Here is a 13,381-nt window from a genome sequence, read left to right on the forward strand (position 1 = left end):
CCAGATGGATCTCCAGTCCAGATGGCTTCATTAGAGCACGACGTCCGGGCCGTGGGACGTTCCGAGCCCCCAGGTCCGGGCACTATCGCTGCGCCACCTGGGTCGGGACGATCGGGGCCGGCAGCTCGGTGCTCTCGGTCAGGTAGACGTCGACGGCGGCGGCAACGGACCGTCCCTCGGCGATCGCCCAGACGATCAACGACTGCCCGCGACCCGCATCCCCGGCGACGAAGACCCCGGGCAGACCGTCGGCGGCGAAGTGCTCGTCGCGGGCGATCGTCCCGCGCGCGTCGTAGGCGACGCCGAGCTCGTCGAGCAGACCGGCACGTTCGGGACCCAGAAAGCCCATCGCCAGCAACACCAGGTCGCATTCCAGTTCGAAGTCGGACCCCTCGACCTTCTCGAAGCGGCCCGCGGTCATCGTGACCTCGTGCGCCTTGAGGCCGGTGACGGCCCCGTTGCGGCCGACGAACTGCTCGGTGTTGACACTGAAGACGCGTTCGCCGCCTTCTTCGTGCGCCGAGGACACCCGATACATCAGGGGATACAGCGGCCACGGCGTCGATGCGGCGCGTTCGGCCGGCGGGCGCGGCATGATCTCGAACTGGTGCACCTGCTGCGCGCCCTGGCGCAGTGCGGTCCCCAGACAGTCCGCACCGGTGTCACCCCCACCGATGATGACCACCTTCTTACCGCGCGCGGTGATCTGCGGTCGGCCGCACCGACCCGGCGATGAGACATCGGCGCGATCGTCGTCGCCTACCGCGGCCCGGTTGGCCTGCGGCAGATACTCCATCGCCTGGTGGATGCCGTCGAGGTCACGCCCCGGGATCGGCAGATCCCGCCCGATCGTCGAACCGGTGGCCAGCACCACCGCGTCGAACCGGCTCCGCAGCTGCTCGGCGGTCACATCCACCCCGACGTTCACACCGGTGCGCAAGACGGTGCCCTCTGCCTCCATCTGGGCCAGCCGCCGGTCGATGATGTGCTTTTCGATCTTGAATTCGGGGATCCCGTAGCGCAGCAGACCACCGATGCGGTCGGCACGCTCGAAGACGGTCACCGCATGTCCGGCCCGGGTCAGCTGCTGCGCGGCGGCCAGGCCCGCCGGCCCCGAACCGACCACGGCGACGCTGCGCCCGGTTCTTCTCGAGGGCATCACCGGGACGACGGTGTCGTCGGCGAAGGCCTTCTCCACCAACTCCAGCTCCACCTGCTTGATGGTCACCGGCGGCTGGTTGATGCCCAGCACGCAGGAGGCCTCACACGGCGCCGGGCACAGCCGGCCGGTGAATTCGGGGAAGTTGTTCGTCGCGTGCAACCGCTCGATGCCGGCGGCCCAGTCGTTCCGGTACACCAGGTCGTTCCACTCGGGAATCAGATTCCCCAGTGGACACCCGTTGTGGCAGAAGGGGATTCCGCAGTCCATGCAGCGGCTGGCCTGCGTGCGCAGCCGCTGCCCGTCGAACTCGTTGTAGACCTCGTTGTAGTCGAGCAGCCGGAGCTCGACGGGTCGCCGGGTCGGCAGGTCCCGCTCGGTGTGCTTGAGAAAACCTCTCGGATCAGCCATGAGCCGCCTCCATGATCGCGTCGTTCACATCTCGTCCGGTGCGCTCGGCGACGGCGATGGCGTCAAGCACCCGTTGGTAATCGCGAGGCATCACCTTCGCGAAGCGGGTCCGGGCCGTCGCCCAGTCGTCCAGGATCCCGGCCGCCACCGGCGACCGCGTCTGGTCCCGGTGTTCGGTGAGCATCTCCTGCAGATAGTCCAGGTCGTCGATGTCCGGGACCTCCAGGCCCACCAGTTCGTCGTTGAGATGGGCCGGGAGCCGGCCGTCGGGGTCGTAGACATAGGCGATGCCGCCGGACATGCCGGCGGCGAAGTTCCGTCCGGTCGGTCCCAGCACGATCACCCGGCCGCCGGTCATGTACTCGCAGCCGTGGTCACCGACCCCCTCGACGACGGCCTCCACGCCGGAGTTCCGGACGCAGAAGCGCTCACCGACCATGCCGCGCAGGAAGATCTTGCCCGCGGTGCCGCCGAAACCGATGACGTTGCCGGCGATGATGTTCTCCTGCGCACAGAAACCGGGCGGGGCCTCCTCCGGTGGTGCCACCACGATCGTGCCGCCCGACAGCCCCTTCCCGACGAAGTCGTTGGCATCCCCGGCCAGGCGCATCGTGATCCCGCGCGGCAAGAACGCCCCGAAGCTGTTGCCCGCCGAACCGGTGAACGCGATCGTGATGGTGCCCTCGGGCAGTCCCGCGGCGCCGTAGGCCTTGGTCACCTCATGCCCGAGCATGGTGCCCACCGTCCGGTTGACGTTGGTGATCGTGCTCTGCAGGACCACCGGGACACCGGACTCCAGGGCCGGCCGGGCCTGGGCGATCAGCGCATTGTCGAGCGCTGCGTCCAGCCCGTGATCCTGGCTGCCGGTGCAGTAGCGGTCCTGGTTCATGAACGGGGAGTCGGGCACGGTCAGGATCGGCGACAGGTCCAGGCGGCCGGCCTTGGCCTCGCGCCAGTGCGTCAGGGCCTTGCTGGTGTCGAGCACCTCGACGTGGCCGACGGCCTCGGCCAGCGTCCGGAATCCGAGGCGGGCGAGCAGCTCACGCACCTCCTCGGCGATGTAGCGCATGAAGTTCTCGACGAATTCCGGTTTGCCGGTGAACCGCTCGCGCAGCAACGGGTTCTGGGTGGCCACCCCGACCGGACAGGTGTCCAGGTGGCACACCCGCATCATGATGCAGCCGGAGACCACCAGCGGTGCGGTGGCGAACCCGAACTCCTCGGCGCCCAGCAGCGCCGCGATCATCACATCGCGGCCGGTCTTGAGCTGACCGTCGACCTGCACGACGATCCGGTCGCGCAACCCGTTGAGCAGCAGGGTCTGCTGCGTCTCGGCCAGGCCGAGCTCCCACGGGGCACCGGCGTGTTTGAGCGAGGTCAGCGGACTGGCGCCGGTCCCGCCGTCGTGCCCGGAGATCAGCACCACATCGGCGTGCGCCTTGCTGACCCCGGCCGCGACGGTGCCCACACCCAGCTCCGAGACAAGTTTCACGTGAATCCGAGCCTGCGGATTGGCGTTCTTCAGGTCGTGGATCAGCTGGGCCAGATCCTCGATCGAGTAGATGTCGTGGTGCGGCGGCGGGGAGATGAGCCCGACGCCGGGCGTGCTGCCGCGCACCTCGGCGATCCACGGATAGACCTTGTGCGGCGGCAGTTGGCCGCCCTCCCCCGGCTTGGCGCCCTGGGCCATCTTGATCTGGATGTCGGTGCAGTTGCTCAGGTAGTGGCTGGTGACACCGAAGCGGCCCGAGGCCACCTGTTTGATGGCGCTGCGCCGCCAGTCGCCGTTCTCGGCGCGGGCGTACCGGCGCGGATCCTCGCCGCCCTCCCCCGAATTCGACCGTGCCCCAAGACGATTCATCGCCACGGCCAGGGTCTCGTGGGCTTCGGCGGAGATCGAGCCGTAACTCATCGCACCGGTGGAGAAGCGTTTGACGATCTCGCTGGCCGGTTCCACCTTGTCCAGCGGGATCGGATCCCGATCGCCGAAGTGGAAGTCGAGCAGACCGCGCAGCGTACCCAGCCGGGCCGACTGGTCGTCGACCAGCCGCGTGTACTCCTTGAACACCGTGTACTGCCCGGTGCGGGTGGCGTGCTGGAGTTTGAAGACGGTCTCCGGGTTGAACAGGTGGTACTCGCCCTCGCGCCGCCACTGGTATTCGCCGCCCACCTCGAGGTCGCGGTGGGCGCGTTCGGACGGCCGCTCGCTGAAGGCCCGTGCGTGCCGGGCGGCGACCTCGTCGGCCAGCTCGTTCAGACCGATGCCGTCGAGCCGGCTGCGCAGGCCGGTGAAGTACTCGTCGACCAGGCTCTGACTCAGGCCGATCACCTGGAACAGCTGGGCGCCGCTGTACGAGGGCACCGTGGAGATGCCCATCTTGCTCATCACCTTCAAGATGCCTTTGCCGGCCGCCTGGAGGTAGTTGGCGCGTGCGGCGGCGGCAGGACCGGCGAGCTCGCCGCGAACCGCCAGCTGATCGATCGAGGCGAGGGCCAGATACGGATTGACCGCCCCGGCGCCGAAGGCGAGCAGCAGCGCCAAGTGATGGACCTCGCGGGCGTCGCCGGCTTCGACGACGATGCCCACCCGGGTCCGGGTCCGCTCCCGCACCAGATGGTGGTGCACCGCCGCGGTCAGCAGCAGCGACGGGATCGGTGCCCGGGTCTGGTCCGAGCCGCGGTCGGAGAGCACCAGGATGCGCGCCCCGCCGGCGATGGCCGCTGAGGCCTGCGTCCGGACCTGATCGAGCGCCCGGGCCAGCCCGGCGCCGCCGTCGGCCACCGGGTAGAGCCCGTGCAGGCGCACGCTGGGAAGTCCGGTAGCCTCCCCGTCGATCCCGGCCAGCCGGGCCAGCGCGTTGTTGTCGATGACCGGCCGGCTCACCACGAGCTGCTGGGCCGAGTCGGGACCCGGATGCAGCAGATCGCGTTCACCGCCCAGGCGCTGGGCCAGCGAGGTGACGATCTCTTCGCGGATCGCATCCAGCGGCGGGTTGGTCACCTGAGCGAACAGCTGCTGGAAGTAGTCGAACAGCAGCCGCGGCCGCGCCGAGAGCACCGCGATCGGGGTGTCGGTGCCCATCGATCCGAGCGCTTCGGCGCCGGTCACGGCCATCGGGGTCAGCAGCAGACGCAGGTCCTCGGTCGTATAGCCGAAGAGCTGCTGCCGGTGCACCGTCTCGTCGTGGTCCATCGACTCCACCGGCCGGGCCGGCAGATCCTCGAGCGCCAGCTGGTTCTCGGCCAGCCACTGCGCATACGGGTGTTCGGCGGCCAGGCCGTCCTTGATCTCCTCGTCGTCGACGATGCGACCCTGCGCGGTATCGACCAGGAACATCTTGCCCGGCTGCAGCCGCCGCCGGGAGACGACCTCGGCCGGATCGATGTCGAGGACGCCGACCTCGCTGCCGAGGACCACCAGCCCGTCCCTGGTGACCCAGATGCGCGAGGGCCGCAGCCCGTTGCGGTCCAGGACCGCGCCGACGACGGTGCCGTCGGTGAAGCACACCGAGGCCGGTCCGTCCCAGGGCTCCATCAGCGCCGAGTGGTACTCGTAGAACGCCCGGTGCGCCGGCTTCATGTGCGCGTGCCGTTCCCAGGCCTCCGGCACCATCATCAGCACCGCGTGCGGCAGGCTGCGCCCGCCCAGGTGCAGCAGCTCGAGCACCTCGTCGAACCGCGCGGTGTCCGAGGCGCCGGGTGTGCACACCGGGAAGATCTTCTCGGCGGCGTTGTCGCCGAAGATCGCCGCATCGATCAGCGCCTCCCGGGCCCGCATCCAGTTCTCGTTGCCGGTGACGGTGTTGATCTCGCCGTTGTGGGCGACGCGACGGAACGGATGCGCCAGCGGCCAGGAAGGAAAGGTGTTGGTGGAGAAGCGCGAATGCACCAGCGCCAGGGCGCTGACCACGCGCTGGTCCTGCAGGTCCAGATAGAACGCGGGTAGTTGCGGGGTGGTCAGCATGCCCTTGTAGACGATGGTCTGCCCCGACAGGCTCGGGAAGTACACGGTCTCGCGGCCGGGTCCGTCCGCTCCGGCTCCGTGCTGACCGAGTTCGTTCTGCACCCGCTTGCGCACCACATAGGCCCGCCGTTCCAGATCCATGCCCTCGGCCCCGGAGAAGAACACCTGCCGCATGGTCGGCATGGCATCGCGCGCCAGCGCCCCCAGGGAGGCATCCTCGACCGGCACCGTGCGCCAGCCCAGCAGGATCAGCCCTTCGGCGTCGACGATCTTCTCCACACCGGCCATGGCCTCGGCCGCCTCGTCGGCGCTCTGCGGCAGAAAGGCGATGCCGGTGGCGTACCGGCCGGCCGGCGGCAGTGAGAAATCGACCACCTCGCGCAGAAAACGGTCCGGGATCTGCAACAGGATGCCGGCTCCGTCGCCGGTATTCGGCTCGGCGCCGGCGGCACCGCGGTGCTCCAGGTTCGCCAGCGCGGTGATCGCCTTCTCGACGATGTCGCGGCTGCGCCGTCCGTACATGTCGACGACGAAGGCCACACCGCAGGCGTCGTGTTCGTTGATCGGGTCGTAGAGGCCGACGGGCCCCGGCGAATGCATCATGGATCTGCCTACTCCGTACGCCACGCTGCGCACTGTTACGTACTGGAGAAGTCCCGGAGATCGCGATGCGAGGGCACCGCCCGGGGAGATCAGCTTCGTTGCTGGCCCGCTCGGATCAACCGAGCGCAGTACCGGTAATTCTGCCACGGGATGCGCGGCGGCAGCAAAGTGCGCGGCGGGCCCCGGTGAAACCCGCCCGTAATGAGGCAATCCCGCCGTAATGTCTCAACCGTGAACAACACAACGGTTTCTGCAGGTCCCTCCGCCCCGGGGTCGCCGCAGGCCCGCGCGCTGAGCGCCTTCGTCTGGCGCAGTGTGCGCCCGGCGATCGGAGTGGTCGGCCGCCTGCCCAGCGGAGTCCTCACGACGCTGCCGGTGATGAAACCGGCCCTCAACTCCTCGCTGGCCGCGGTCAGCCCGGTGCCGCGCGGGACCCGGACCACAGTGGTCAAGACCCGCTTCGGCGACGGCCAGGTGCGCGGGGAATGGGTGCACGAGTCCCGGCGCAACGGCGGCGCGATCCCCGATCCGGCCAGCGGCCGCAGCATTCTGTACTACTTGCACGGCAGCGGCTATCTGATCTGCTCGCCGCGCACCCACCGCGGTCTGGTCTCCCGGCTGGTCCGGCGCCGCGGTATCGGGGCCTTCAGCCTCGACTACCGGCTGGGCCCGGTGCATCGTTTCCCGGCCGGCGGCGACGACACCGTGCGCGGCTACCGCTGGCTGCTCGACCAGGGCTTCGCGCCCGAACAGATCATCGTCGCCGGCGATTCGGCCGGTGGCCATCTGGCCCAGGACCTGATCGCCGCCAATCACCGCGACGGGGTCGGTCAGCCGCGGGCCATGCTGCTGATCTCTCCACTGTACGATCCGTCGTTCGATACCGCCTGCGCCCTGGAACGCTCCGGGGTGCGCGACCCGTACATCGATGCCGCTGCGGCCCGGCGCCTGCTGCGCCTGTACACCGGCGGCGCGGCCGCCGACCACCCGCGGATGCGGATCCAGCTGAGCCCCGAGATGGCGGTGCCCGACACCCTGATCCAGTACGGCGCCCGCGAGGTGATGGCCGACGATGCCCGCGCCATTCACGCCGGGATCCTGGCTGCCGGCGGCCGCTCGACCCTGCAGTCGTGGGCGAACCAGGGCCACGTGTTCCAGATGTTCCCCTACTTCACCCCCGACTCCCGGATCGCTCTGCGGGAGGCGAAGGACTTCCTCGATGCCTACGTGACCTAGAGGTACCTCCCCGTGCGGCCGCGGAGGAGAAGCGGCTGCGGCGACGAGCGGCGTGGCAGAATCGAGCTCACCGTGGCACCGGCCACCCGGAGAAGGAGCAGTATCGACCATGACCGATCTCAACGACCTCCTCAACCGGCTTCCGGTCGATCAGCTCGCCGCCCAGCTCGGTGTCAGCCCGGACGAGGTCCGGGCCGCCTCGGCACAGGCACTGCCGACCCTGGTCGCCGGCCTGGCCGCGCAGACCGGCGACGACGCCTCCACCGCCCGGCTCGTCGGTGCGCTGGAGCAGCACGACAACGATCTGAGCTCCGGGGACATCGCTCTGGACCAGGTCGATGTGGCCGACGGCGAGAAGATCGTCGGCAAGCTCTTCGGCGACAAGACCGACGACGTGGCTCTGGGTGTGTCGGGGGCGGTCCCGGCCGCCGGCGTCGATCAGGGTCTGGTCAAAAAGCTCCTTCCCATGCTCGCGCCGATCGTGCTCAGCTACGTCATGTCCCAGTTGGGCGGCAAGAAGGGCGCCCCGCAGAGTCAGTCCGGTGGACTGGGTGATCTGCTCGGCGGAATGCTCGGCGGCGGGGGCGGCGCCGACAACGCCCTGGGCAGCATCCTGGGCAGTGTGCTCGGCGGCGGGAAAGGCGGCGGCGGGAAGGGCGGCGGCAACAATCCGCTCGGCTCGATCCTCGGCGGGCTTCTCGGCGGGAAGTAGCCGCCCCACCGGCGCGTCGAAGTCTAGGATCGGAGTCCATGAAGCGCCTGCTCCTGTCGCTGGCCGTGCTGATCCTGACGTTGTTCGGCATCTTTTTGCCGCTGATGTCGTTCTCCTCGCCCAGCGGTTCGGTCGGCGCCGATCCGGTGACGATCACCGACTACCGGGCCGATGTCACCGTCGCGCGGGACGGCTCGCTGGATGCGACCGAGACGGTCACCGCCGAATTCCCCTACGGACGGCACGGCATCTTCCGGTTCTGGGATCTCAACGACACCAGCAACCGCGGTGTGCGTTTTTCTCCCGAGGACATCAGCATCACGATGGACGGCTCGGCGGTGCCGTTCGAGCTGAGTTGGGAACAGGGCCGCCGGTTCCGGGTGGCCCGGATCGGTGACGCCGAGCGCTACGTGACACCGGGCGAGCACACCTATGTGCTGCGCTACCGCGTCGGCGGCGTGCTGGCTGCCGGATCGAGTCCGGTCCACCGCGGCGACACCTCCAGTTGGGGCGCAGACGCCAGCTCGCGGCTGCTGTGGCGTGTGGTCGCCGACGGCTGGCAGATGACGATCAAGAAGACGCAGAGCACCATCCGGTTGCCCGACGAGCCGATCTCGTTCACCTGCGCCACCAACCGCGGGATCGACTGCCAGATCACGGCCCCGGACAAGACCACCCGCGTGGTGACCACCGGGGAACTGCCGCCGATGACTGGAGTGGCCGTGCGCGCCGATCTGCCGTTCCCGGCGCCGGCGCGGTCGGTGCTGCCCTGGTCGATCCGTTTCGATCCGGTGCTGGGCCGTTCCCTGGCCGGTCTGGTGGCCGCCCTGGTGATCTCGGTGCTGACCTTCGGCGCCGGTCTATGGCTGGCCCTGCGCAGCCGGGAGGCGCCACCGCTGCGTCCGGTGATGTACTCGCCGCCGGAGGACCCGGTGAACCCCGGCAAGGTGCTCGGGCCGGCTCAGACCTTCTACGTCGCCAACGAGGCGATGCCGCGCCGCGCCCTGATCGCGACCCTGTTCCACCTGGCCGACGTCGGCGCGGTCCGGCTCGAACGCAACGGCGGGGATTGGACAGTGCATTCGCAGGTGACCCCGGAGATCACCGCCACCCTCGATGCCGCCGACAACTCGCTGCTGAACTCGCTGGGACTGGGCCGCAGCGGTGCCACCTTCCGCGCCGACGGTTCGGTGGCCGCCGGCCAGAAACTGCACGGCGCGCAGGCCGCCCTGGACGGCTCGGTCCGCGGCTGGGGTGCGGCCAGCGGCACGGTGGTCCACAGCGCCTCGGAGATGATGGGCCGGACGCTGGTGGCAGTGGCGGTCATCGCCGCCGCCGCACTGCTGGTCTTCCATCTGGTACCCGCCTCGATCTGGGTGCTGCCGCTGGCGGCGTTCGCCATCGGCGGGGCGGGCCTGTGGTCCTCGGGTGTGGGTACCCGGCGCACCCGCCTGGGCCGGGAGGTCTGGTCCCGGGCCGCCGGCTTCGAGCGGCTGCTGTCGACCCGGTCCAATACCGAGCGGCTCGACTTCAGTGCCCGCAAAGAGATCTTCACCGACTACATCCCGTACGCCATCGCCTTCGACTGCGCCGATGCCTGGGCGGACAAGTACCGGTACGCCACCGGCCAGGAACCGCCCGAGCCACTCTGGTTCGGTGGCGGCTTCTACGCCCACAGCGGCATCGGCGGAGCCGGCGGCTTCGGCGGATCGGCGTTCGACAGCTTCGAGTCGAGTCTGTCGTCGTCGCTATCGGCCTACACCGCTTCGCAGAGCGCATCCAGCGGGAGCAGCGGAGGCGGCGGTTTCGGCGGCGGCTTCAGCGGCGGCGGTGGCGGAGGCGGCGGAGGCGGCTCCTGGTGATCAGTACGCCCCGCGACGGCGACCGCGCATAATGACTGTCAACATCCCCACCGGAAGAGGATTCTCATGGGTACTGCCATTCTCGTCATCGTCATCATCATCCTGGTGGTCATCGCCGGGCTGGTGGTGTTCGGTATCACCGGCTTCAACAAGCTCCGCAAAGCCGATATCACCGCCGAAGAAGCGATGGGCGGCATCGATGTGCAGCTGACGCGCCGCGCCGACCTGATCCCGAACCTGGTCAACACCGTGAAGGGCTACGCGGCGCACGAGGCCGGCGTTCTGGAGGCGGTCACATCGGCCCGGGCCAACCTGCAGCAGGCCGCCCAGGGATCCGATGTCGCGGCCAAGGCAGCGGCCGAGGCGCAGATGAGCGGAGCACTGGGACGACTGTTCGCCGTCGCCGAGAACTACCCGCAACTGCAGGCGGCGCCGAACTTCATGGCCCTGCAGACCGAACTGGCCGAGACCGAGAACAAGCTCTCGTTCGCCCGCCAGTACTACAACGACGCGGTCTCGCGCCTGAACCAGGCCTGCAAGACCCTGCCGTGGATGTTCTTCGCACCGATGGCCGGGGTCAAGCCGCGCGAGTTCTACCAGGCTCCGGCCGGGCAGACGCAGGCCCCGAACGTCCAGTTCTGAGGCCGCGGGGGTTATTCCTCCCAGCGCTGCGATCGTGAGGGGTAGCGCACTCGCAGAACGCTGTACAGATAGGTGCTCACCACGAGCATCAGGACCGAGCCCAGCGCCCACCACAGCCAGAGATTGACCAGGCTGTCGCGCACTGCCGCCACCAGCCACATCAGCGTGAAGATCACGGCGCCGATCGTCGCGAGCAGCCGAGCGGCCAACACCACGGTAGCCAGCACCGACCAGAGCGTCTCGCGGACGGGTTTCGTCATATTTTCACAATAGCGCCCGGCGGATCGCTGCCATCGGCGTCCTTATCGGGGTCCCCGTCGACTGAGACCGGACCGGTGGCCTCGACCTCCGGTCCGGTCTCAATGGGTTCCGTACCGGTGTGGCCGGCGATGCTGCGGTACGCGCTGATCGCGTCGGTGACGCTGGGATACACCTCGTCCGGGCCGAAGTAACCCATCAGCCGGGCGGTACGCAACGATGTCTCCAGTTCCGGGGTGACCCCGGCGAGCGCGAAACGGGCGTCGATCGCCCGCAGGTAGTCGATCAGGTGCCGAAGCTGGTGTGCGGCCGAGTAATCGATTCCCGACGTCGCCGAGGTGTCCAGCACCAGCCAGCGCACCGGTACCGGAGCCCCCTTGACCAGCCGCATCACGTCGTCGGCGAACCGTCCGACGTTGGCGTAGAACAGGTCCGCGTCGTACCGGAACACGATCAGCCCCGGCAAGGTCTGGTGACCTGGACCGGCACTTTCGTAGACGCGGCGCCCGTCGCGGCCGACCCCCACGACGAACCGTTCGGGCCGGTATTGGCGATGGATGATCTGCAGCAGCGAGATCACCATCGCGGTGATGATCCCGGTCAGGACTCCGAACCACACGACGGCGAAGGTGGTCGCCACCGCGATCACGAACTCACTGCGGCGGACCCACCAGATCCGGCCGAAGGCACGCAGGTCGATCAGATGCAGACCGACGACGAAGACGATCGCCGCGATCACCGCCTCGGGCAGATGCGCGAGCGGTCCGGCCAGCGCGACCGTGGCGACCAGGACCACCAGCGCCATCACGATGTTGGCCAGCTGCGAGCGGCCGCGCTCGTCCTGGACGATGGCGGTTCTGGTGGGGCTGCTGTTCACCACGAAGCTGCCGGTGAAGCCGGCCGCGAGATTGGCGGCGCTCAGCCCCAGGATGTCCCGGTCGACGTCGATGGCGTCGTCGTTCTTCTGGGCGAAACTGCGGGCGGTGGCCGCACTCTGCGCCAGAATCACCAGCAGGGCGCCGAAAGAGATGGTCAGCACCAGCGGCATCTTGTGCCAGATGTCATCGATGGGCAGAGAGATCTTCGGCATGCCACCGGTGAACTCGCCCACCGTCGCCACACGGACGTCGAGGTCGGCGACCATCACCAGGATGATCGACCCGACGACCATCACGATCGGCACCGGCAGCGGCAGCCGGCGCGGCAGCCGACTGGCGGCGAAGATCAGCGTCAAGGTCACCGCCGCGAATCCGACCGACCACCAATGGATCTGGGCCGGCGAGGTGATGATGTGGATCCATTTGCTCACCACATTCGGATCGGTCCGGTCCCCGTGCCCGATTCCCAGCATTCCCGGCACCTGTTCGGTGATCACCAGGACTCCGACGCCGGCCAAGAAGCCGACCAGCACCGGCGGGGACAGGAAGTCGCCCAGAAAGCCCAGCCGCAACAGCCGAGCCAGCAGCAGCATCGCTGCGGTGACGATCGCGATCAACCCGGCCCAGCCGAGCCATTCGTCACTGAACGGCGCCAGCCCGGCGATCGACAATCCCGCTATCCCCGAAGCGAGCAGCGCCGCGGTCCCCGAATCGGCGCCGACCACCATGATCCGGGAGGCGCCGATGAGGCCGAAGACGATGACCGGAACAATCATCGAGTACAGGCCGGCACTGATCGGAACCTGCGCGATGGTGCTGTAACCCATCGCCTCCGGAATCGCGACGGCGGCCAGCGCCAGCCCCGCCATGATGTCCGCGCGCAACCAGGCACGCTGGTATCCGCGGAAGGCGGGCGGCACCAGCTGCCGTCTGATAGTGGCGAAACGGCCCGACGATGTACCCCTCATGCCGACCCGGTGTTTCGTCTCGGCTCAGGCCAGGGCGGCCAGCAGCTCGGCCTTCTTCATGGTCGAGTAGCCCGTGATGCCCTTGGCCTTGGCCTCGGCACGCAGCTCGGCGACCGTCTTGCTGCTCTTGGCGGCAGGACCGGCCTTCTTCGCGGCCGGAGCCGGCTTGTCCGCGGCAGGCTTAGCAGCAGCAGGCTTCGCAGCGGCAGACTTGGCAGCAGCGGGCTTGGCCGCAGCAGCTGCGGGCTTAGCTGCGGTAGCAGGCTTGGGCGCCGCAGCAACCGGCTTCTGTGCCGCAGGCTTGGCGGCCGGCTTCTCCGCAGCGGGCTTGGCGGCGGCAGGCTTGGCGGCGGGCTTGGCGGCAGCAGGCTTGGTGGCGGCTTTCTTCGCCGGCGCCGCCTGCTTGGCAGCGGCCGGAGCGGCAGGAGATGCCGGGGCTGCCTTCTTTACCGGGGCCGGTTTCGGCGCCGGTGTGGGCTCCTTATCGGCCTGTCCGGTCAGCGTCTTGCGCAGCACGGTGATCTCATCGGAGAGTCGGCTGACCTCGTTCCTCAGCCGCTTGATCATCTTCTTCATATTGCTGCTAGCCATGTTCGCCCCTCTCCGGCGGATTCCGGTCACATCAGTTGGTCGTTCGACCAGCTCTATTGTGACCTTATTTAGGTGGAATATGCAGTACCACCCTCGG

General features: G+C 68.7%; 9 protein-coding genes. 4 read left to right on the forward strand and 5 right to left on the reverse strand.

Annotated elements, in window-relative coordinates; all coding sequences use genetic code 11:
- Positions 1 to 82: 82 nt before the first annotated feature.
- Positions 83 to 1,570: a glutamate synthase subunit beta gene (locus GOHSU_RS09330; protein ID WP_005940291.1), complete on the reverse strand. Its 1,488-nt coding sequence runs from the start codon at positions 1,568 to 1,570 to the stop codon at positions 83 to 85.
- Positions 1,563 to 6,137 (reverse strand): glutamate synthase large subunit, encoded by a 4,575-nt coding sequence (gene gltB, locus GOHSU_RS09335; protein WP_005940294.1) that lies wholly within the window; start codon positions 6,135 to 6,137, stop codon positions 1,563 to 1,565. Before gltB ends, GOHSU_RS09330 begins: the two co-directional genes overlap by 8 nt.
- Positions 6,138 to 6,368: 231 nt before the next feature.
- Between gltB and GOHSU_RS09340 the strand changes: the two genes are divergently transcribed.
- The 4 genes from GOHSU_RS09340 (at position 6,369) to GOHSU_RS09355 (ending at position 10,589) form a co-directional block, all read left to right on the forward strand.
- Complete coding sequence (locus GOHSU_RS09340) at positions 6,369 to 7,373, forward strand: alpha/beta hydrolase (RefSeq protein ID WP_005940298.1); 1,005 nt, start codon at positions 6,369 to 6,371, stop codon at positions 7,371 to 7,373.
- A 109-nt stretch (positions 7,374 to 7,482) separates the two neighbouring features.
- Entirely contained in the window at positions 7,483 to 8,085 is a 603-nt protein-coding gene (locus GOHSU_RS09345) for a DUF937 domain-containing protein (protein ID WP_005940301.1), read from the forward strand.
- Between the two features lie 38 nt (positions 8,086 to 8,123).
- Complete coding sequence (locus GOHSU_RS09350; RefSeq protein WP_005940305.1) at positions 8,124 to 9,947, forward strand: DUF2207 domain-containing protein; 1,824 nt, start codon at positions 8,124 to 8,126, stop codon at positions 9,945 to 9,947.
- A 66-nt stretch (positions 9,948 to 10,013) separates the two neighbouring features.
- Positions 10,014 to 10,589, forward strand: a complete 576-nt coding sequence (locus GOHSU_RS09355) for a LemA family protein (protein WP_005940308.1) — start codon at positions 10,014 to 10,016, stop codon at positions 10,587 to 10,589.
- An 11-nt stretch (positions 10,590 to 10,600) separates the two neighbouring features.
- Here the strand turns inward: GOHSU_RS09355 and GOHSU_RS09360 are convergent, their stop codons facing one another.
- From GOHSU_RS09360 to GOHSU_RS09370, 3 genes are read right to left on the reverse strand one after another with little or no spacing between them, the layout of a single operon-like run.
- Positions 10,601 to 10,849, reverse strand: coding sequence for a hypothetical protein (locus tag GOHSU_RS09360; protein WP_005940312.1), 249 nt, complete (start codon positions 10,847 to 10,849; stop codon positions 10,601 to 10,603).
- Positions 10,846 to 12,693, reverse strand: a complete 1,848-nt coding sequence (locus GOHSU_RS09365; RefSeq protein ID WP_051139453.1) for a SulP family inorganic anion transporter — start codon at positions 12,691 to 12,693, stop codon at positions 10,846 to 10,848. The genes GOHSU_RS09360 and GOHSU_RS09365 overlap by 4 nt, the downstream gene beginning before the upstream one ends.
- 24 nt (positions 12,694 to 12,717) lie before the next feature.
- The gene (locus tag GOHSU_RS09370) at positions 12,718 to 13,284 is read right to left on the reverse strand and encodes a Rho termination factor N-terminal domain-containing protein (protein ID WP_081597765.1); all 567 of its coding nucleotides are present in this window, start codon (positions 13,282 to 13,284) and stop codon (positions 12,718 to 12,720) included.
- Positions 13,285 to 13,381: the final 97 nt, after the last annotated feature.

Origin of the sequence: Gordonia hirsuta DSM 44140 = NBRC 16056 (assembly GCF_000333015.1) — a bacterium.
Classification (GTDB): domain Bacteria; phylum Actinomycetota; class Actinomycetes; order Mycobacteriales; family Mycobacteriaceae; genus Gordonia; species Gordonia hirsuta.

Bases quoted from the DNA above. Each gene is read 5' to 3' on its own strand.
- GOHSU_RS09330 (WP_005940291.1), bottom strand. From the start codon at position 1,570: ATGGCTGATCCGAGAGGTTTTCTCAAGCACACCGAGCGGGACCTGCCG.
- gltB (WP_005940294.1), bottom strand. From the start codon at position 6,137: ATGATGCATTCGCCGGGGCCCGTCGGCCTCTACGACCCGATCAACGAA.
- GOHSU_RS09345 (WP_005940301.1), top strand. From the start codon at position 7,483: ATGACCGATCTCAACGACCTCCTCAACCGGCTTCCGGTCGATCAGCTC.
- GOHSU_RS09350 (WP_005940305.1), top strand. From the start codon at position 8,124: ATGAAGCGCCTGCTCCTGTCGCTGGCCGTGCTGATCCTGACGTTGTTC.
- GOHSU_RS09355 (WP_005940308.1), top strand. From the start codon at position 10,014: ATGGGTACTGCCATTCTCGTCATCGTCATCATCATCCTGGTGGTCATC.
- GOHSU_RS09360 (WP_005940312.1), bottom strand. From the start codon at position 10,849: ATGACGAAACCCGTCCGCGAGACGCTCTGGTCGGTGCTGGCTACCGTG.
- GOHSU_RS09365 (WP_051139453.1), bottom strand. From the start codon at position 12,693: ATGAGGGGTACATCGTCGGGCCGTTTCGCCACTATCAGACGGCAGCTG.
- GOHSU_RS09370 (WP_081597765.1), bottom strand. From the start codon at position 13,284: ATGGCTAGCAGCAATATGAAGAAGATGATCAAGCGGCTGAGGAACGAG.